The 20629-nt window shown below is 63.5% G+C and carries 14 protein-coding genes and 2 pseudogenes; 6 read left to right on the top strand and 10 right to left on the bottom strand.

Annotation, left to right across the window (positions count from 1 at the left end; all coding sequences use genetic code 11):
- Positions 1 to 4 precede the first annotated feature (4 nt).
- The 4 genes from MKK04_RS07960 to cobA all read left to right on the top strand — a co-directional run bounded on the left by MKK04_RS07960 (position 5) and on the right by cobA (position 4466).
- The gene (locus MKK04_RS07960; protein WP_207831753.1) at positions 5 to 580 is read left to right on the top strand and encodes an ANTAR domain-containing response regulator; all 576 of its coding nucleotides are present in this window, start codon (positions 5 to 7) and stop codon (positions 578 to 580) included.
- Between the two features lie 226 nt (positions 581 to 806).
- Positions 807 to 2018 carry a nitrate/nitrite transporter gene (locus tag MKK04_RS07955; RefSeq protein ID WP_063913859.1) on the top strand — a complete coding sequence of 404 codons (1212 nt, stop codon included), beginning with the start codon at positions 807 to 809 and terminating at the stop codon, positions 2016 to 2018.
- 9 nt (positions 2019 to 2027) lie between these two features.
- Complete coding sequence (locus MKK04_RS07950; protein WP_207831755.1) at positions 2028 to 3698, top strand: bifunctional protein-serine/threonine kinase/phosphatase; 1671 nt, start codon at positions 2028 to 2030, stop codon at positions 3696 to 3698.
- 27 nt (positions 3699 to 3725) lie between these two features.
- Positions 3726 to 4466 carry a uroporphyrinogen-III C-methyltransferase gene (gene cobA / locus MKK04_RS07945; RefSeq protein ID WP_207831757.1) on the top strand — a complete coding sequence of 247 codons (741 nt, stop codon included), beginning with the start codon at positions 3726 to 3728 and terminating at the stop codon, positions 4464 to 4466.
- Positions 4467 to 4648: 182 nt separating this feature from the next.
- Here the strand turns inward: cobA and MKK04_RS07940 are convergent, their stop codons facing one another.
- The 8 genes and pseudogenes from MKK04_RS07940 to ppsA form a co-directional block, all read right to left on the bottom strand.
- On the bottom strand, positions 4649 to 5686 hold the full coding sequence (locus tag MKK04_RS07940; RefSeq protein WP_063913856.1) for an OmpA family protein: 1038 nt from the start codon (positions 5684 to 5686) through the stop codon (positions 4649 to 4651).
- Positions 5687 to 5797: 111 nt separating this feature from the next.
- On the bottom strand, positions 5798 to 6364 hold the full coding sequence (sigX, locus tag MKK04_RS07935; RefSeq protein WP_003248665.1) for an RNA polymerase sigma factor SigX: 567 nt from the start codon (positions 6362 to 6364) through the stop codon (positions 5798 to 5800).
- 112 nt (positions 6365 to 6476) lie between these two features.
- Positions 6477 to 7301, bottom strand: coding sequence for a mechanosensitive ion channel family protein (locus MKK04_RS07930; protein WP_004376138.1), 825 nt, complete (start codon positions 7299 to 7301; stop codon positions 6477 to 6479).
- Positions 7302 to 7303: 2 nt separating this feature from the next.
- Positions 7304 to 7576, bottom strand: a complete 273-nt coding sequence (locus MKK04_RS07925; RefSeq protein ID WP_004376140.1) for a hypothetical protein — start codon at positions 7574 to 7576, stop codon at positions 7304 to 7306.
- Positions 7577 to 7698: 122 nt separating this feature from the next.
- The gene (locus MKK04_RS07920; RefSeq protein WP_207831759.1) at positions 7699 to 8694 is read right to left on the bottom strand and encodes a zinc transporter ZntB; all 996 of its coding nucleotides are present in this window, start codon (positions 8692 to 8694) and stop codon (positions 7699 to 7701) included.
- Positions 8695 to 8721: 27 nt separating this feature from the next.
- The gene (gene rraA, locus MKK04_RS07915) at positions 8722 to 9213 is read right to left on the bottom strand and encodes a ribonuclease E activity regulator RraA (protein ID WP_207831761.1); all 492 of its coding nucleotides are present in this window, start codon (positions 9211 to 9213) and stop codon (positions 8722 to 8724) included.
- A gap of 219 nt (positions 9214 to 9432) precedes the next feature.
- Positions 9433 to 10460: pseudogene (locus tag MKK04_RS07910) on the bottom strand (alpha/beta fold hydrolase).
- Between the two features lie 64 nt (positions 10461 to 10524).
- On the bottom strand, positions 10525 to 12900 hold the full coding sequence (gene ppsA, locus MKK04_RS07905) for a phosphoenolpyruvate synthase (protein ID WP_207831821.1): 2376 nt from the start codon (positions 12898 to 12900) through the stop codon (positions 10525 to 10527).
- 177 nt (positions 12901 to 13077) lie between these two features.
- Between ppsA and ppsR the strand changes: the two genes are divergently transcribed.
- Positions 13078 to 13896, top strand: coding sequence for a posphoenolpyruvate synthetase regulatory kinase/phosphorylase PpsR (ppsR, locus tag MKK04_RS07900; RefSeq protein WP_063913850.1), 819 nt, complete (start codon positions 13078 to 13080; stop codon positions 13894 to 13896).
- Positions 13897 to 14062: 166 nt separating this feature from the next.
- On the opposite strand, the gene MKK04_RS07895 is transcribed toward ppsR, so the two are convergent.
- Complete coding sequence (locus MKK04_RS07895) at positions 14063 to 18928, bottom strand: NAD-glutamate dehydrogenase (RefSeq protein ID WP_233687123.1); 4866 nt, start codon at positions 18926 to 18928, stop codon at positions 14063 to 14065.
- Between the two features lie 273 nt (positions 18929 to 19201).
- Here MKK04_RS07895 and MKK04_RS07890 point away from each other — a divergent pair, with 273 nt between their 5' ends.
- Entirely contained in the window at positions 19202 to 19555 is a 354-nt protein-coding gene (locus tag MKK04_RS07890) for a hypothetical protein (RefSeq protein ID WP_013971664.1), read from the top strand.
- 76 nt (positions 19556 to 19631) lie between these two features.
- Here MKK04_RS07890 and MKK04_RS07885 read toward each other — a convergent pair.
- Positions 19632 to 20536: pseudogene (locus MKK04_RS07885) on the bottom strand (LysR family transcriptional regulator).
- Positions 20537 to 20629: the final 93 nt, after the last annotated feature.

Here is a 20629-nt window from a genome sequence, read left to right as displayed (position 1 = left end):
CACCATGTTGCGCATCCTGCTGATCGACGACACCCGGAGCAAACTCGGCCGCCTCAAGGCGGCATTGAGCGAGGCCGGCTTCGAGGTCATCGAAGCGCCAGACCTGACCATCGACCTGCCCGCCTGCGTCGAAACGGTGCGCCCGGACGTAGTGCTGATCGATACCGATTCACCAGACCGCGATGTGATGGAACAGGTGGTGCTGGTCAGCCGTGACCAGCCGCGGCCCATCGTGCTGTTCACCGACGAGCACGACCCCGGGGTGATGCGCCAGGCGATCCAGGCGGGGGTCAGCGCCTACATTGTCGAAGGCATCCATGCCGCGCGGCTGCAGCCGATCCTGGACGTGGCCATGGCGCGTTTCGAAAGTGACCAGGCGCTGAAGGCGCAGCTGCTTGCTCGCGACCAGCAACTGGCCGAGCGCAAGCGCATCGAGCAGGCCAAGGGTTTGCTGATGAAGATGAAGGACTGCAACGAAGAGCAGGCCTACACCCTGATGCGCCGCCAGGCCATGAGCCGGCAGCAGAAGCTGATCCAGGTGGCCGAGCAGATCATTGCCATGCACGAGATGCTGGGGTGACGGGACTGGCATGAGACTTTCACAGGCAACAAAAATGTCATGCCAGCCTCTGCCAACAGTTGCCCCATGTCTTGAGTTGGCCCATCTCTTGCTGAACAAATATCACCGGTAGCCAACGGCGGTTGCCCCACTTAATCCCCGACAAAGACGTCGCTCTCCCCTCCACCCCCGTGGAGCGGGTAGCGGCGTCTTTTTCGTTCCGCTGCATTGCCGAGTGAGGTGTTCGATGAGTACCAGCTTCTGGAAATCCGGGCATGTGCCCACGCTGTTCGCCGCGTTCCTGTACTTCGACCTCAGCTTCATGGTCTGGTACCTGCTTGGCCCACTGGCAGTGCAAATTGCCGCCGATCTGCAACTGAGCGCACAACAACGGGGCCTGATGGTGGCCACGCCGATCCTGGCCGGGGCGGTGCTGCGCTTCGCCATGGGTGTGCTGGTCGACCGCCTGTCGCCCAAGACCGCCGGGTTGATCGGCCAGGTGGTAGTCATCGTCGCCCTCGCCGCTGCCTGGCACCTGGGCGTGCATAGCTATGAACAAGCGCTGCTGCTGGGCGTGTTTCTCGGCTTTGCCGGCGCTTCGTTCGCCGTGTCACTGCCGCTGGCCTCGCAGTGGTACCCGCCACAGCACCAAGGCAAAGCCATGGGCATTGCCGGTGCCGGCAACTCCGGCACGGTGTTCGCCGCCCTGCTGGCCCCGGCGCTGGCTGCAGGCTTTGGCTGGAACAATGTGTTCGGCTTTGCGCTGATCCCGCTGTCGCTGGCCCTGGTGGTATTCGCCCTGCTGGCACGCAATGCTCCGCAGCGGCCCAAGCCAAAAGCCATGGCCGACTACCTCAAGGCCCTGGGCGACCGTGACAGCTGGTGGTTCATGTTCTTCTACAGCGTCACCTTCGGTGGCTTCATCGGCCTGGCCAGCGCCCTGCCCGGCTATTTCAGCGACCAATATGGCCTGAGCCCGGTCACCGCCGGCTACTACACCGCCGCCTGCGTGTTCGCCGGCAGCCTGATGCGCCCACTCGGCGGCGCCTTGGCCGACCGCTTCGGCGGCATCCGCACCCTGCTGGGCATGTACAGCGTGGCAGCCATCTGCATCGCGGCGGTCGGCTTCAACCTGCCCAGCGCAGCCGCCGCACTGGCGCTGTTCATCAGCGCCATGCTCGGCCTGGGCGCCGGCAATGGCGCGGTGTTCCAGCTGGTGCCGCAACGCTTCCGCCAGGAGATCGGGGTGATGACCGGGCTGATCGGCATGGCCGGCGGCATCGGAGGCTTCCTGCTGGCGGCCGGGCTTGGCACCATCAAGCAGCACACCGGCGACTACCAACTGGGGCTGTGGCTGTTCGCCAGCCTGGGCTTGCTGGCCTGGTTCGGCCTGCACGGCGTGAAACAGCGCTGGCGCACCACCTGGGGCTCGGCTGCGGTTACCGCGGCGCGGGTCTGAGGCACAGCCATGAGCCTGCAACTGAGCTTTGCCCAGGCCAGCGCCACCGGGCCACGCGAGGAAAACCAGGACGCCCTGCGCCTGGTTACCCCGGCGCCGGAGCTGGCCGCCAGCAAGGGCTACCTGTTCGCCCTCGCCGACGGCGTCAGCCAATGTGCCGATGGCGGCCTGGCAGCCCGGGCCAGCCTGCAGGCGCTGGCCCTGGACTACTACGCTACCCCCGCAACCTGGAGCGTGCCCCAGGCTCTCGACCGCCTGCTGCTGGCGCAGAACCGCTGGCTGCGTGCCCAAGGTAACGGCCAGCCATTGCTGACCACCCTCAGCGCGCTGGTGCTGCGTGGCCGGCGCTTTACCCTGGCACACGTAGGCGACTGCCGCGTGTATCGCTGGCACGCCGGGCGCCTGCAGTGCCTGAGTAAAGACCATGTGTGGGACCAGCCCGGCATGCAGCATGTGCTCAAGCGCGCGCTGGGCCTGGACCAGCAGCTGCTGGTGGATTATCTGGAAGGCGAGCTGCAGCCAGGCGAGCGTTTTCTGTTGCTGAGTGATGGCGTATGGGCCAGCCTGGGCGACCAGCACATCCAGGCGGTGCTGCGCGAGCAACCCGACCTGCAACTGGCCGTCGACACCCTGGTCGCCAGCGCGCACTTCAACGGCAGCCAGGACAACGCCAGCGCCTTGCTGGTGCAGGTCGAGCAACTGGGCACAGCCAACCTGGGTGACACCCTGGCGCAGTTGCAGCAATGGCCGGTGCCCGGCCCGCTGCGTGAGGGCCAGGCCATCGATGGCTGGCAAGCCGAAAAGCTGCTTTCGCACAGCCGCCAGTCACTGCTGTACCGGGTGCGCGATGGCCAGGGCCAAGCCTGGCTGCTGAAGACCCTGCCCGCCGCACGCGAGCAGGAGCCCGGCGCAGCACAAGGGCTGTTGCTGGAAGAGTGGTTCCTGCGCCGGGTCGCTGGCCGGCACTTCCCCGAACTGCACGCAGCCAGCCAGCGCCAGCACCTGTACTACGTGATGCGCGAATACCCCGGCCAGAGTCTGGCGGCGCTGCTGGCCGAACACGGCCCGCTGCCCATGCCGCAGTGGCTGGAGCTGGCCCGGCAACTGCTGCAGGCGGTCGGCGTACTGCACCGGCGCAACCTGCTGCACCGCGACATCAAGCCAGAGAACCTGCACCTGGGCAGCGATGGCCAGCTGCGCCTGCTGGACTTCGGCCTGGCTTACTGCCCGGGCCTGTCCGAAGACCCGCAGCATGAGTTGCCGGGCACACCGTCATACATTGCCCCGGAAGCGTTCGACGGCCTGCCGCCCAGTCCACGCCAGGACCTGTATGCCGTGGGCGTAACGCTCTATCACCTGCTGACCGGCCACTATCCGTACGGCGAGGTGGAGGCCTTCCAGCGGCCGCGCTTCGGTCAGCCGGTCAACGCCGCACGCTACCGCCCCGACCTGCCGGAGTGGCTGCAGCACAACCTGCAGCAGGCGCTGGCAGCCGACCCGGCGCAACGCTTCGAAACCGCCGAACACTGGTTGCTGCTGCTCGAACGTGGCGACCGCCAGGAACTGCCCAGCCGGCCACGGCCATTGCTGGAGCGCGAGCCGTTGAAGGTCTGGCGCACCCTGGCCCTGCTGTCCTTGCTGTTCAACCTGATATTGCTGCTCACCCTGCTCAAGGGCTGAACGCGCCTTGCCGATGAGGAAACCCTGATGAATGCAAAAGTCTGGCTGGTTGGTGCTGGCCCTGGTGACCCCGAACTGCTCACCCTCAAGGCTGTACGCGCCTTGCAGCAAGCCGCCGTGGTGATGATCGACGACCTGGTCAACCCGGCGGTGCTGGAGCATTGCCCGCAGGCCCGGGTGATTGCCGTGGGCAAGCGCGGCGGCTGCCGCTCTACGCCGCAGGCGTTCATCCAGCGCCTGATGCTGCGCCATGCGCGGCAAGGGCGCTGCGTGGTACGGCTCAAGGGCGGCGACCCGTGCATCTTCGGCCGTGGCGGTGAAGAGGCGCTGTGGCTGCAGGGACATGGCATCGAGGTGGAAGTGGTCAACGGCATCACCGCCGGCCTGGCCGGCGCCACGCAATGCGGGATTTCCCTGACCTCACGGGGTGTGAGCCGAGGCGTGACGCTGGTCACGGCACATACCCAGGACGACAGCGAGCTGAACTGGGCGGCCTTGGCCCAGGGCGGGACGACGCTGGTGGTGTACATGGGCGTGGCCAGGCTGGAGCAGGTACGCCAAGGGTTGCTGGACGGCGGCATGGCACCGGGGATGCCGGTGGCGATGATCGAGAATGCATCGTTGCCACAGCAGCGGGAGTGCAGGAGCGATGTGCGGGGGATGGTGGAGGATGCGCGGAGGTTTGGCTTGCGTAGCCCGGCGATATTGGTGATTGGGGAGGTGGTTGGGGAACAGGTGGTTCAGGAATTGGTGGCAATTGCAGGATGATACAGTGCCTGTAAAGGCCCCTTCGCGGGCTTGCCCGCTCCCACAGGTTCGTCGTATCCCGCAGGCTATGCGCAATCTCTGTGGGAGCGGGCAAGCCCGCGAAAGGGCCGGCACACACACCACAAATCCCAGGCAAAGAAAAACCCGGCCGAGGCCGGGTTTTTCATCAAGCTTCAAACCAATTACTTGGCCTGGGCTTCTACCTGAGCTTCAACGCGACGGTTGATAGCGCGGCCTTCTTCGGTGGCGTTGTCGGCAACCGGACGGGTTTCGCCGTAGCCAACCGAGTCAACACGGCTGGATTCTACGCCGTACTGCTGGGTCAGGACCTGCTTGACAGCGTTGGCACGACGCTCGGACAGCTTCTGGTTGTAAGCGTCTGGGCCGACGGAGTCAGTGTGACCTTCCACGGTGGTGGTGGTCTGTGGGTACTGCTTCATGAAGTCAGCCAGGTTCTTGATGTCGCCGTAGCTGTTTGGCTTGACGACCGACTTGTCGAAGTCGAACTTGACGTCCAGCTCAACGCGAACGACTTCGGCAACAGCCGGGCAGCCATCGGCGTCAACGGTAACGTTGGCCGGGGTGTCAGGGCACTTGTCGACGTTGTCGCAAACGCCGTCGTTGTCGGAGTCGGAGCACACTTCGGCAACTGGAGCCGGAGCGACTTCAGCTTGCTTCGGGCTACCGCCGAAGTTCAGACCAACACCAACGGTCGGACCCCACTCGGTGTTGCCGTTGTCGATGTTGTACATGGCTTCTACGCCGGCACGGGCGAAGAACATGTCGGTGATGTACCACTTGGCGCCAGCGCCAACGTTGGCGAAGGTGGAGTGGTCGCGGCCGCTACGAGTGGCCTGACCCAGGCTCTCGTGAGCGAAACCGGCGGAAACGTACGGACGCAGAGCGTCGCCCACGGTACCGAAGTGGTAGGTGGCGTCGAGCTTGGTCTTGGAACCTTTGATGTCTTTGTTGAAGACTTCACCACGAGCGTTGTGGGTCTCGTTGTAGCCGAGGTCCAGGGAAACGTCGTCGGTCAGGAAGTAGCCCAGGCGAACACCAGGATTGGTGCCGTCGTTCTTGAAGTTACGTTCGCTGTCGTAGTACTGCTTGGTAACGTTGCCTTCGATTTCTACAGCGCCTTGGCCTTGAGCCAGAACGCCGAAAGAAGTAGCAGCGACGAGCGAGCCAATGGCCAAGCCCAAGGTGTTTTTCAATTTCATCCGTTAAATCCCCATCTGGTGATAGTTAAGCAGTCCCACCACAAACAAGGGGGACAACTCGACGGCTAGTCTAGCAGAACTCGCCGGTTCGTTAGAGATATTTGCAGGCCACTAAGTTTCATCGAGGCCGGCAAATTTCTCCCGAAGCTTGTCTAGCGCGCGCTTGTAGCGCATTTTCGTGGCGCTCAGGCCCATGTGCATGATGTCGGCGATTTCCTGAAATTCCAGCTCTGCGACAAAACGCAGCACCAGGATTTCCCGGTCAATCGGGTTCACATGCACCAGCCATTTGTCCAGCCCGCCTTTTTCTTCCGGCTTCGGAGCCTTGTCTTCGGACGCCTCTTCCACAGGGTCCAGACTCAAGGCATCCATCAACCGACGTTTACGGCGCTCCTTGCGGTACTGGGTAATGCATTCGTTGTAGGTGATGCTGTAGAGCCAGGTCTTGAACTTGGACTTACCCTCGAAGTTCTTCAGCCCGTACAGCACTTTCAACATGACTTCCTGACAGACATCGTCCGCGTCACGGTCGTTCCCCAGATAACGCGCACAGACGTTGAACAGGGTCCGTTGGTAGCGCCGCATGAGCTCCTCATAGGCGCGGGTAACGTGGTACAGCTCCTCATGCGAACGCGCCACCAACTCTTCGTCGGTGAGCTCGCGGGGGTCATAACGCATGGGCGGCGAATGAACTTTATTCAAAACGGATCTGGCCGACAGTCAGGTCAATGTCGCCGCGCGACCCCGTGGGTCGATTTTCGCGGCGGCATACATTAACAGCTTTGTGCGGTTAGCGGCTATTGACTCGCTGTTCAAGCAGCTCGCGGTTGGACAGCGACACCAGTTCGCCATCATCGGTCAGCAGTGTCGTCTTCACCGTACCGATCTCCTCGATATGCCCTTCGACCTCTCCAATCCGCACCTGCTGGCCCACCTGGTACAGCTCGCGCACGTAGATGCCGGCCAGAATCTGCCCGGCGATTTCGCGGCTGCCAAGGCCCATTGCCAGTGCAACGGCCAGACCAACGGTAATCAGCCCGATCACGATCACATGGTTCAGCAGGTCGGTCTTCACCTCCAGCTGGCTGATGGCCACCGAGATGCTGATGATGATCACCAGGCCCTGGGTGATACGCCCCAGGCCCGCCGAGTATTCCAGGCCGATGCCTTCGGCAGCGCCGCGCACCAGGCCGTTGGCCACCTGGGCCAGCAGCACGCCGGCCAGCAGCACCAGGGCTGCGCCGAACACCTTCGGCAGGTACAGGGCGAGCATGTCGAGGGTTGCCGAAACCCGCTCCAGGCCCAGCGATTCAGCAGCCGAGACCAGGAAGATGAGCAGCACGAACCAGTAGACGATCTTGCCGATCAGGGTCGAGATCGGTACCTGGATACCGACCCGGCCGAGCATCTTGGTCAGGCCGGTGCCGGCCATCAGGCGGTCCAGGCCGAACTTGGCCAGCAGTTTGGACAGCAGCGTGTCGAGCAGCTTGGCCACCACGAAACCGAGCAGCACCACGACCAGCGCGCCGAACAGGTTGGGGATGAAGTTCGCTACCTTGGTCCAAAGGGCAGTCATGGCGGTGACCAGGCTCTGGGTCCAGAGATCGAGTTCCATATTCAATCGGCCTTATCTGCTTTGCTGCCGTTGGCAGCGTTGCGGGAAGAGTGTCGACGCACCGGCGCCACATGCGCCGCGCCATTGTTCACGGCGATCAGCAGCGCCTGGCTCCAGCGGCCAAGCAGGCTGAACAGATCACCTGCGCCAACCTGGCGGTTGGCGGTTTTCAGCACGCGACCCAGGCAAGCGGCGTCGTCCCGGTCATCCCGGTCATTGCCGGAGGGTGACGCCTTGAGCAGGTCGCGCAGGGATTCTTCAAACGGATCGTGCATGGGCACCTCGCGCAGTGTCAGTCAGAGACGAGATGGCCGGGCGATGGGTCACACATCGCATTGGGACGAGTGTTTCAAAATGAATGCGTGCCCGCGAAGAGGCCAGAACAGGCAGAACATTTCTAGACCCACCGCAACCGCCGGAACAGCCACCACTGCCCCACCGCCAGCCCCAGCACGATGATGCAGGCAAACAGGAAGCCATAGGGGTTTTCCGCCCCCGGGATGCCCCCGACATTGATGCCCAGCAGCCCGGTGATGAAGCTCATGGGCAGGAAGATGCAGGTGATGATGCCGAAGCGGTACATGGTGCGGTTCATCCGCTCGCTGCGCCGGCGATCCTGGCTTTCCAGCACCAGTGCGGCCCGCTCGCGGGTCAGCTCCAGCTCTTCGAGGTAGCGGATCAGGCTATTGTTCAGCTCGTTCCAGTAATCGGCGTCGGCATCGACGAACCAGCTCCATTTGCTACGCGACAGCTGGGCGTAGATCTCCCGCTGAGGAGCAAGGAAACGCCGCAGACCGGCGGCACGCCGGCGGATCTGCTGCAGGCAGCCGTTCTCCGGAGTGTACCGTTCGTCGGATTCAACCTTTTCTTCCTCCAGGTCGACCAGTTCGGACAGGTCGCTTACCAGGCCCTGAACCTTTTCGGTCAGCAGTTCGCCCATCAGCAGCAACAGCTCGGAAGCCGATTTCGGGCCCCTGCCCTCTTCAAGCTGCTGGAGAATCTCGTCACTGGCGCGCAACGGCCGCAGGCGCAGCGAGATGACCCGCTGCGCCTCGGCGAAGATGCGCACCGAGACCATGTCCTCGGGCTCTGCACCCGGGTTGAGGTTGACCCCGCGCAGGAACAGCAACAGCTGCTCATCGGCCATGGGCAGCAGGCGCGGCCGGGTGTTTTCTTCCAGCAACAGCTCGCAGGCGAACGCACTCAGGCCGCTGTCGCGCAGCAGCCAGGTGCGGGTTTGCGGATGGCTGCGGTCCCAGTGCAGCCACAGGCTCTGCTCGGGTTGCAGTTGCAAGTCGTCCAGCTCGGTACGGGCAATAGAGCGCGCGCCGCCTTTGCCATCGAGCACCAGGGCGTGTACCAGCCCCCACTGCGCGTTGTCTTCCTCGAACATCAAAGCTCCATCAGCGCGGGCGGCGCATCACGCCGGCATTTTCAGCGGGCTTGGCGAGACCAGCACGCCATTGTTGTCTGCATACACGTACTCGCCCGGGCGGAAGGTCACCCCGGCGAAGGTCACTGGCACGTTGAGCTCGCCGATGCCGCGCCTGTCGGTCTTCATCGGGTGGCTGGCCAGGGCCTGCACGCCGACGTTGGTCTGGATCAGCACGTCGACGTCACGCACGCAGCCATAGATCACCAGGCCTTCCCAGCCGTTTCTGGCAGCCTTTTCGGCAAGCATGTCACCGAGCAGTGCTCGACGCAGCGAGCCACCACCATCCACGACCAGGACCTTGCCCTTGCCATCGAGCTCGACCTGCTCCTTGACCCGCGAGTTGTCTTCGAAGCACTTGATGGTGACGATCTGGCCGCCGAACGAATCGCGGCCGCCGAAATTGCTGAACATCGGTTCCAGCACCTGCACCAGGTCAGGGTAGGCGTCACACAGGTCGGGCGTTACGTAATGCTGCATGGGAAGCTCCTGTCAGTCACAACGAAAGCGGGTATCGTCCAAGGCTACACCGTAGAGCCCATTGCAGTCATCCGGGACCAGGCAGTCAGTTGTGTTTTGCCTGTTTCGGCCCTTTCGCGGGCACGCCCGCTCCCACATGGACCTCACAGCATTTAGCCCCTGTGTGATCCCTGTGGGAGCGGGCGTGCCCGCGAAAGGGCCAGTACAGGCAACGCAAATTCAACCGGCGGGCACAGGCTCCACCATCACCGTGGACGCATGCACCGGCACCAGCGGATCCCGCAGCCAACGCTCCACCAACGGCCACACCTGCACCTGCGCGGCCTTGCTCACCAGCATGTCGACATGCCCGAAAGCCTCGAACCCTTCCTCGCGCCCCAGCCGCAGAAATTGCTTGCGCTCGCCGCCCAACTGCTCGAACAGCTTGCGACAGGCCCACACCGGGTCCTGGAAATCCCCCGCGCCAGCCACGGCCAGCAGCGGCACATCCACCTCGGCCAGCCCCGCCCACCAGTCGTTCTGCTTGTCGCCAAAACGTCCGAACAGGCCATGCCAGCGCATGCTCTCCAGCGCCAGGCCGATCGGCTCGTCCTCCGGCCCACGCTTGAAGCGCGGCCCGGAAATCTGCCCCCAGCGCTTGAGCAGCAGCTTCGCCCCCCACGTCAGTGGCGGTACCTTCAACGGCCAGTACACGCGGCTGATCTGGGTACCGAACAGCGCCACGCTGGCCACCTGCTCGGCAGCCAGAAAGCCACCGCCCAGCGCTGCCACCAAGGTCGTACCCCCAAGGAGTGGCCGACCCAGTGCGGCGCCTGCCCCGACTGCTCGCGCACGAAAGCCGCAATCAGCGGCAGGTCATCGCGGGCATAGGCAGCAACGCTGTTGTGCTTCCAGTCATGGTTGCGCGGCGACAGGCCATGGCCGCGCATTTCCGGGATCCACACATCGAAGCCCGCGCGAGCGAGATAGGCCCCCAGGCCAACCCCTTTGGGCGAATACCAGAAGCGGCGGTTGGAGAAGCTGCCGTGCAGGAGAACGACCGGCACGCCCTGGGCCTGGTCCTGATCGGCCAGCCCCAGACGGGTGACAGCCAGCTCGACGCTGGGGTCAGGGCTGTTGCCGGCCTTGATCCGGTACACGTCTTCGCTGAGGTCGCCGCGGCGTTCGGCACTGAGCAGGGCCACGGGGAATAGAGTGCTGCTGCTTTGCATAAGGTTGCTTGGTGCACAAAAAAGGGCGGGATCCATTGCTGGAGCTCGCCCTGGAAAAACCAGGCGGGGTGCGCCAGACGCACCCCCGCGTTTTACTGCATCAGACCGCGCCTTGGCCTTCAGCCAGGTAGAACCAGGTTTCAAGTACCGAGTCCGGGTTCAGCGACACGCTGTCGATGCCCTGCTCCATCAGCCACTTGGCCAGGTCCGGGTGGTCCGACGGGCCCTGGCCGCAGATACCGATGTACTTGCCAGCCTTGTTGCACGCGGCAATGGCGTTGGCCAGCAGCTTCTTCACCGCCGGGTTACGCTCGTCGAACAGGTGGGCGATGATGCCCGAGTCACGGTCCAGGCCCAGGGTCAGCTGGGTCAGGTCGTTGGAGCCGATCGAGAAGCCGTCGAAGTATTCCAGGAACTCTTCGGCGAGGATGGCGTTGGACGGCAGCTCGCACATCATGATCACGCGCAGGCCGTTGTCGCCACGGGCCAGGCCGTTTTCGGCGAGCAGGTCGACAACCTGGCTGGCTTCGCCCAGGGTACGCACGAACGGCACCATGATCTCGACGTTGGTCAGGCCCATCTCGTTGCGCACACGCTTCAGGGCACGGCACTCGAGCTCGAAGCAGTCACGGAACGATTCGCTGATGTAACGCGAAGCGCCACGGAAGCCCAGCATCGGGTTTTCTTCTTCCGGCTCGTACAGCTTGCCGCCGATCAGGTTGGCGTACTCGTTGGACTTGAAGTCCGACAGGCGCACGATGACCTTTTTCGGGTAGAAGGCCGCTGCCAGGGTGCTGATGCCCTCGACCAGCTTCTCGACATAGAAGCCGACCGGGTCGTTGTAGCCGGCAATACGCTTGTCGACGCTGTCTTTCAGGTCGGCTGGCAGGCCGGCGTAGTTCAACAGTGCCTTGGGGTGCACGCCGATCATGCGGTTGATGATGAACTCCAGGCGCGCCAGGCCGACACCGGCGTTGGGCAGCTGGGCGAAATCGAAGGCGCGGTCCGGGTTGCCGACGTTCATCATGATCTTGAACGGCAGGTCGGGCATGGCATCGACCGAGTTCTGCTTGACGTCGAAGCCCAGCTCGCCCTCGAAGATGAAGCCGGTGTCGCCTTCGGCACAGGACACGGTCACACCCTGGCCATCTTTCAGCACCTGGGTGGCGTTGCCGCAGCCGACCACGGCCGGAATACCCAGCTCACGGGCGATGATCGCCGCGTGGCAGGTACGCCCGCCACGGTTGGTGACGATGGCGCTGGCGCGCTTCATCACCGGTTCCCAGTCCGGGTCGGTCATGTCGGAGACCAGCACGTCGCCAGGCTGGACCTTGTCCATTTCCGATACGTCGTTGATCACGCGGACCTTGCCGGCGCCGATGCGCTGGCCAATGGCACGGCCTTCGACCAGTACGGTGCCCTTCTCTTTCAGCAGATAGCGTTCCATGACGTTGGCGCTGGAGCGGCTCTTCACCGTCTCAGGGCGCGCCTGGACGATGTACAGCTTGCCGTCATCACCGTCCTTGGCCCATTCGATGTCCATCGGGCGTTGGTAGTGCTGCTCGATGATCATGGCCTGCTTGGCCAGCTCGCTGACCTCGGCATCGGTCAGGCAGAAGCGCGCGCGCTCGGCGCGGTCCACTTCGACGGTCTTGACCGAACGGCCGGCCTTGGCTTCTTCGCCGTAGACCATCTTGATCGCCTTGCTGCCCAGGTTGCGGCGCAGGATGGCCGGGCGGCCGGCCTGCAGGGTGTTCTTGTGCACGTAGAATTCGTCAGGGTTGACCGCACCCTGCACCACGGTTTCGCCCAGGCCGTAGGCACCGGTGATGAACACCACGTCGCGGAAGCCCGACTCGGTGTCGAGGGTGAACATGACACCGGCAGTGCCGGTTTCGGAACGGACCATGCGCTGCACGCCGGCGGACAGGGCCACCAGCTTGTGGTCGAAGCCCTGGTGCACGCGGTAGGCGATGGCACGGTCGTTGAACAGCGAGGCAAACACTTCCTTGGCCGCGCGGATCACGTTGTCGACGCCACGGATGTTGAGGAAGGTTTCCTGCTGGCCGGCGAACGAGGCGTCCGGCAGGTCTTCGGCGGTGGCCGAGGAACGCACGGCAACCGCCATGTTGTCGTTGCCGGCAGCCATTTCGGCGAAGGCCGTACGGATTTCCGAATCCAGACGTGCCGGGAAGTCGGCTTCCATGACCCACTGGCGAATCTGCGCGCCGGTCTTGGTCAGGGCGTTGATATCATCCACGTCGAGTGCGTCGAGTGCGGCATGGATACGGTCGTTGAGACCACTCTGTTCGAGAAAATCGCGGTACGCCTGCGCCGTAGTGGCAAAGCCGCCCGGCACCGATACACCAGCACCTGCGAGGTTGCTGATCATCTCGCCCAGGGATGCGTTCTTGCCCCCCACATGCTCCACATCATGGACGCCGAGCTTTTCGAGGGAAACTACGTACTCTACCAAGGTGATCTCTCCACTGACTGTATTGGAAAAGCTCAAGGGCGCCCGCCTGCCTTCGTTGACTTGGCCGGACGCTTGTGGCCTGTACCTGGAAAATAAGTGAGAATGCCGACAGCCGCATTCGGCAAACCGAACTTATCATATCCAAGAAACGTCATCAGCTTAAGGCCCAGATCGCAAATGAAACGAACCGCGTTCTTCATCTCCGACGGCACCGGCATCACCGCCGAAACCCTGGGCCAGAGTCTGCTCGCTCAATTCGAGAGCATTCCATTCAGTAAATTCACCCGTCCCTACATCGATTCGCCGGAAAAGGCGCGGACCATGGTCCAGCAAATCAACGCTGCGGCCGAGCGTGATGGTGTACGCCCGATCATCTTCGACACCATCGTCAATCAGGACATCCGTGAGATCCTGGCTACTTCGAATGGCTTCATGATCGACATCTTTTCTTCGTTTTTGTCCCCGCTGGAACAGGAATTGACCGCCCATTCGTCGTATTCGGTCGGCAAGTCGCACTCCATTGGCGGCAATTCCAACTACATGGAACGCATCGAGGCGGTGAATTTCGCCCTCGACAACGACGATGGCGCGCGCACCCACTATTACGACAAGGCCGACCTGATCCTGGTCGGTGTATCGCGCTGCGGCAAGACCCCCACCTGCCTGTACATGGCCATGCAATTCGGCATCCGCGCCGCCAACTACCCGCTGACCGAAGACGACATGGAGCGCCTGCAGCTGCCGGCGGTGCTGAAAAAGCACCACAACAAGCTGTTCGGCCTGACCATCGACCCTGACCGCCTCACCGCCATCCGCCACGAACGCAAGCCCAACAGCCGCTATTCCAGCTTTGCCCAGTGCGAGTTCGAAGTGCGCGAGGTGGAAAGCCTGTTCCGCCGGGAGAACATTCCCAACATCAATTCCACGCATTTTTCGGTGGAAGAGATTTCGGCGAAGATCCTGGTGGAGAAAGGGGTGGAGCGCAGGTTCAAGTAAGCCTGTACCGGCCTCTTCGCGGGTAAACCCGCTCCCACGGGGACCTCACTACACTCAAGCCTTGTGATGCTCCTGTGGGAGCGGGTTTACCCGCGAAAGGGCCAGCACAGGAATACAAAAAAAGCCCCGGCATCGCTGCCGGGGCTTTGTTTTACTCACCTTGGGCTCAGGACGGCACCACCGCCGCCTGCCCGCTCATGGCCAGGTCGACCAGCTCGCGGTTGGCCACCGCGTACATCGCATAGTCGGTGCCGGTGGCATTGCGCAGGTCGTCCAGCATGGCGCGCCAGCGCTCCACCATCACCCGGTGCTGCTCGGCCCACAGCGCCACACGGGCGTCCATGTCTTCCGGTGCATCGGCCATCTGCAGTACCGAGATGGTGATCGCCCGCTGCTGCAGGTCGATGTCGTCGCGGAACGCCTCGCGGGCCAGTGCCTGCCAGTTGTTTTCCACCGGCAGGTTGCTGATTTCCTGCAGGTACCAGGTCAGGTCCAGCGCGCTGCCCACGGCGAAGAACGCCTTGGCCACCTGTGCCGGGTCATGGCCGGTAACGTCCGAAGCCTCGATGATCGGCAACAGGGTGTACAGGTGGGTAGTGCCGGCCACCATGCGCGCCAGCAACTCCGGTACACCAGCCTCGACGAAGCCCTGGTAGCGCACCATCCAGCGCTCGCGGGTCGGGCCTTCGAGCAACTCGTCGAGCTTGAGCCCCAGTTGCGCGATCTTCGGCCCGAAGTGCGCGGTGTCACGCCCGGCGTCCTGCTCGTTGCGGCGGCTGCGCAGGAACCAGCGGGTGGCACGGCGGCCCAGGCGCATCAGCTCGTCCATCAGGGTCAGCTGGATCTCCGCCGGTACCTGGTAGTCCAGTGCCTCGATCTGGCGGAACCAGTGCGGCAGGTGGAAGATGTCGCGCACGATCACATAGGCCCCGGCCACGTTGGCCGGGCTCATGCCGGTCGACTCTTTCAGGCGCTGGACGAAGGTGATGCCCATGTTGTTGACCAGGTCGTTGGCGATCTGGGTGCTGACGATTTCGCGTTTCAGGCGGTGGCGGCGCATGGACTCGGCGAACTTGCTGACCAGCGACGGCGGGAAGGCGGTTTCCATGTCGCGGGTCAGGTAGTCGTCGTCCGGCACCAGCGACTTGAGCAGCTGTTCCTTGAGGTCGATCTTGCTGTACGAGATCAGCACCGACAGCTCGGCGCGGGTCAGGCCCTGGCCGGCGGCCAGGCGTTCGGCCAGCTGCTCTTCGGATGGCAGGAACTCGATGGCGCGGTCCAGCTTGCCACGGGCTTCCAGGTCGGCCATCAGGCGCTTGTACTCGGCAATCCGCTCGCGGGCGCGGCGGGCAGCCAGCGACAGCGCCTGGGTCTGCTTGTAGTTGTTGCCCAGCACCAGGCCGGCCACTTCGTCGGTCATGCTGCCCAGCAGCTGGTTGCGCTGCTTCTCGGTCATGTCGCCACCCTGCACCACTTCGTTGAGCAGGATCTTGATGTTGACCTCGTGGTCGGAGCAGTCCACGCCGCCGGCGTTGTCGATGAAGTCGGTGTTGGTGGCGCCGCCGTGCAGGCCGAACTCGACCCGGCCGAGCTGGGTCATGCCCAGGTTGCCGCCCTCGCCCACCACCTTGCAGCGCAGTTCGTTGCCATTGACACGCAGCGCGTCGTTGGCCTTGTCGCCAACATCGGCGTGGCTCTCGGTGCTGGCCTTGACGTAGGTACCGATGCCACCGTTCCACAGCAGGTCTACCGGTGCCTTGAGCAGCGCGTTGAGCAGCTCGGTCGGGGTCAGGCGATCGGCATCAATGGCGAAGCGCTCTTTCATCTGCGGGCTGATGGCGATGCTCTTGGCACTGCGCGGGAAGATACCGCCGCCTTCGGACATGATGCTGGTGTCGTAGTCGCTCCAGGCCGAACGCGGCAGGTCGAACAGGCGCTTGCGCTCGGCAAAGCTGGAGGCAGGCTCCGGGTTCGGGTCGATGAAGATGTGCAGGTGGTTGAACGCGGCCACCAGTTGCAGCTTGTCGGACATCAGCAGGCCGTTGCCGAACACGTCGCCGGCCATGTCGCCGACGCCAATGACGGTGATCGGGTCTTCCTGCACGTTGATGCCGCGCTCGCGGAAGTGGCGCTGCACGCCCACCCAGGCGCCGCGTGCGGTAATGCCCATCTTCTTGTGGTCGTAACCGGCCGAGCCACCCGAGGCGAAGGCGTCGCCCAGCCAGAAGCCGTAGTCGATGGCGATGCCGTTGGCGATGTCGGAGAACGTCGCGGTGCCTTTGTCGGCCGCCACCACCAGGTACGGGTCGTCATCGTCATGCCGCACCACGTTGGCCGGCGGCACCACGCCACCGTCCTTGAGGTTGTCGGTGATGTCCAGCAGGCCGGAAATGAAGATGCGGTAGCACGCCACGCCTTCGGCGGCGATCTCGTCACGGCTGCCGCCCAGCGGCAGGCGGCGCGGCAGGAAGCCGCCCTTGGCGCCGACCGGCACGATTACCGAGTTCTTCACCTGCTGGGCTTTTACCAGGCCCAGCACCTCGGTGCGGAAGTCTTCCTCACGGTCGGACCAGCGCAGGCCACCTCGGGCGACGTTGCCAAAGCGCAGGTGCACGCCCTCGACCCGTGGCGAGTAGACGAATATCTCGAACTTGGGCACTGGTTTAGGCAGTTCGGGGATCAGCTTGGGGTTGAACTTGAAGCTGAAGTACGACTTGTTGTGGCCGTTGGCGTCCGGCTGGTAGAAGTTGGTGCGCAGGGTGGCCTTGATCAGGTCCAGGTAGCGGCGCAGGATGCGGTCTTCGTTCAGCACCTGCACGTCATCCAGCGCGGTCAGGATGGCTTGCTCCAGACGCAGTTGCTTGTCATCCAGGTCGTCCTGGGTGAGCTTGCGCGCCAGGTAGAAGCGGGTCTTGAACAACCGGGTCAGCTCGCGGGCGATGTCGGTGTGGTTGTTCAGGGTGCTGGCGATGTAGCCCAGGTCGAAGCCCAGGCGGATCTGCTTCAGGTACCGGGCGTAGGCACGCAGCAGCGCCACGTCGCGCCATGGCAGGCCGGCGGTCAGCACCAGGCGGTTGAAGGCGTCGTTCTCGGCATCGCCACGGACGATGTGGATGAAGGCGTCCTGCAGGATGTCATTGAGCTGCTGGATGTCCAGGCTCAGGCCTTCGCTGTAGGTGAAGGCGAAGTCGTGGATCCAGTAGCCGCGGCCACTGGCATGACGCAGGCGGTACGGGAACTCGCCGAGCACGCGCAGGCCAAGGTTTTCCAGGATCGGCAGCACGTCGGACAGCGCCAGCGGCGTGTCGGCGTGGTACAGCTTGCAGTGCAGGATGCGCTCGCCGGCCTGGGTCAGCGGCTGGTAGAAGCTCATCGCCAGCGGCTTGCTTTCCGACAGGTTCAGCACGTGCTGCAGGTCGACCACCGCCGAGTGCGCGGCGAAGCGCTCGCGGTAACCGGCCGGGAAACCTTTGGGGAAGTCGGCGAGGATGTTGGTGCCCTGGGCTTCGCCGAAGTTCTCGATCACCAGCGCCGAGTAGTCGTCATTCCACGAGCGGCAGGCCTGGATCACTTCGCGTTCCAGTTGCTGCGGGTCGATGTCGATGCGGTTTTTCGGGTCTACCCGCAGAATCAGCTGCACACGGGCCAGCACCGATTCGGAGAAGAAGGTCCAGAACTCGCAGTCGCTGGCCTTCAGGCGCTCCATCAGCACCTGCTGGATCTTCTGCCGCACTTCGGTGGAGTAGATTTCCCGCGGTACATAGGCCAGGCAGTAGCAGAAGCGGCCGTACGGGTCCTTGCGCAGGAACACGCGGATCTTGTTGCGCTCCTGGATCTGCACGATCGACATGACCGTGCTGAACAGCTCGTCGACCGGGGTCTGGAACAGGTCGTCGCGCGGCAGCACTTCCAGCACCTGGGCCAGTTCCTTGCCCAGGTGGGCCTTGGGATCGAAGCCCGAGCGGCGCTCGACTTCGGTGACCTTCTCACGGATATAAGGGATGGCATGCACGCTTTCGCCGTACACCGACGAGGTGTACAGGCCCATGAAGCGATGCTCCTTGATCACCTTGCCGTCGGCATCCAGCTGGCGGATCGACACGTAGTCCGGGTACGCCGGGCGGTGTACGCGGCTGGGCAGCGCGGCCTTGGCGAACGACAGCAGCAGCGGCTCGTTGAGGTAGGCCACGGCGTAGTCTTCGATGCGCAGCTCGTCGCTGGTCAGGCCCACGCGCAGGCGGCGCGGCAGGCCGAGGAACGACTGCTCGTCGTAGACCATCTGGCCGCCGTCGGCGTCGCCCTTGACGGTGAATTCTTCGTAGCCCAGGAAGGTGAAGTGGTTGTCCAGCAGCCACTCGAGGAACGCCTTGACCTCGCCCTTTTCGTGTTGCGCCGGGCCAAAGGCGGTCTGCTCCACCTCCGCCACCACTTCACGCAGCTTGGCCTTCATCGGTTCGAAGTCGGCAACCACCACCCGCACCTCGGCCAGCACCTGCTCGATCTCGCGGGCCAGTACCGTCAGCTCGGCGGCGTTGGCGCAACGATCGATCTCCAGGTACATCAGCGACTCATGGCGTACGCCCTCGCCCTGGGTGCCCTTGGGCAGCAGTTCCAGCAGCTCGCCCTTGGTGCCGCGGCGTACGCTGAGCACGGTGGTCTGCAGGGTGTGGATGCTGTAGCCGCGGCGGTTGAGCTCGGTACGCACCGAGTCGACCAGGAACGGCAGGTCGTGGTGCAGCACTTCGACCACGGTGTGGGTCGATTGCCAGCCATTGCGTTCGTAATCGGGGTTGTACACCCGCACTTGCGGGTATTCGGGGTCGAAACGCTCGATGATGCGCCAGGCTGACAGGGTGCAGCCGGCCAGGTCGGAAAGCCTGCGTTGGGTGAGTTCGTCCAGAGAGATGATGCCGAAGAACTGCTCGGCGAACAGCGCGACTTGTGGCAGGGACTGTTCGCTGATGTGCTGCGCCAGGGCCGCTTGCAGTTGGTGCTGGAAGTCGGCTTTGCTGGCTGCGGTGAAGAACGCCATCTGTGGTACTCCGCTTGGGCTTTGTAATAGTTGAAGCGTCGCTGCGTGCGCCGTGTACGGATCAACGATAGCCAACCCGTGGCAAGGCGGACGGTAAAACCAGGCGTTGAACGTGCGCAGGCACGCCCAGGGCTCGCCGAAGCTTAACGACTGATCGGTCACAAGGCTTGCAGCGCTGCGACAATTTCGGTCAAGGGGCGGTAACTTTACGTTTATGCCTGCCGGCAAGACTGTCAGAATTCCCTTCCGTTTCCTTTGATCCGAGCCTTGTCCATGCAAATCAATACTGCCCTGCTGTTCGCCACCCCTTGCGATGACGAGGAAGACAACATGGCGACCCTGTGCTGCCACAGCGACAAGGGTCAGATGTTCCTGCTGACCCGCTACCCGGACGAAGACACCGTCGACCTGACCCTGGATGACGAGCCGTCGACACTGGACGGGTTGAAAGTGACCCTGAGCGCCAAGCGCCTGCTGATCGAAGTGGCGGCCGGCGACCGCGATGCACTGAAGGGCGATGAGGTGCTGGAGATCAACCTGACCAGCGAGTTGAGTGACATGGATGAAGTGAAGGAAACCCTGGAGAACATCCTGGCCGGGACTGGTACCTTCGTCTGCGAGCTGTAACGAACTGAATACCGGCGCTCCCACAGTGATCGCGCCAGCTTTCAGGTTTTGTGCAAGGCAGTTCCCCCCACAACGATCATGCCAGCGCTTGCTGCATCTCCCGGGCCTGCACCCGCAACGCCTGGCAAAACGGCTCCACCGCTGCCGAAGCCGGCCGATGGTCCGGCCTTATCAGCATCACCTGGTACGGCACCGACACCCGCAACCGCCGAATCGGCAACCCGCCCTGCGCCGCCTCCAGCCCACTCAGCGGGTTGATGATCGCCACCCCAGGCCTTGCCGGACCATGGCGCACACCGAGGCAGCACTGGTGGTCTCGATGACCGTGCGGCGGTTCACCCCCGCCGCACGGAAGTGCTGGTCCAGGCGCTGCCGGTAGGTGTCGAGGCTGGCCAGGTTGATGAAGTCGACCTCGTGAAAATCGCTCAATTCCAGCTCGGCCCGGGCCTGCAGCGGATGCCCCTCGGGCAGCACGCACACCATGTTGGCGCTGAACAGCAATTCGCCGTAGGCGCCACGCGGTATCTGCTCGACCTCGGTCAGGCCCAGGTCATGCTGCTGGGCCACCAGTGATTCCTCCAGCAAAGGCGACTCCTGCGCCAGGATACTCACGCTCACGCCCCGGTGCTGCTGGTGAAAGCGCTGGCAAGCCTTGGGTAGCAAGGTCTGGGAAAACAGCGGCAGGCAGGTTATGGCCAGCCGACCCTGTTCGAAATTGCGGATGGCCTGGGCAAAGCGGTCGATGCGCTCCAGCCCTACGTAGGCCCGCTCAACCTCCTCGATCAGCAGCAACGCCTGGGCGGTCGCCACCAGGCGCCCACCCTCGCGCTCGAACAGGTTCAGCCCGGTTACCTGCTCCAGCCGCGCCAGTTCGCGGCTGACAGTGGGCTGCGAGGTGAACAGCAGGCGCGCCGCACCAGTGACACTGCCAGCGGCCATGATGGCGCGGAACACTTCAATATGGCGGACGGACAGTTTCATGGCAAAACCCGGTAAGTCGGCAATGGTCATATCAGATATGAATGACCGACAGAAAAATAGCTATTTTTCTGAATTCCTGCTTTGGCTCATCCT

Source organism: Pseudomonas sp. LS.1a, assembly GCF_022533585.1.
Taxonomy (GTDB): domain Bacteria; phylum Pseudomonadota; class Gammaproteobacteria; order Pseudomonadales; family Pseudomonadaceae; genus Aquipseudomonas.
The sequence above is the reverse complement of the archived record's forward strand: the minus strand, read 5'-3'. Positions and strand labels throughout refer to the sequence as shown.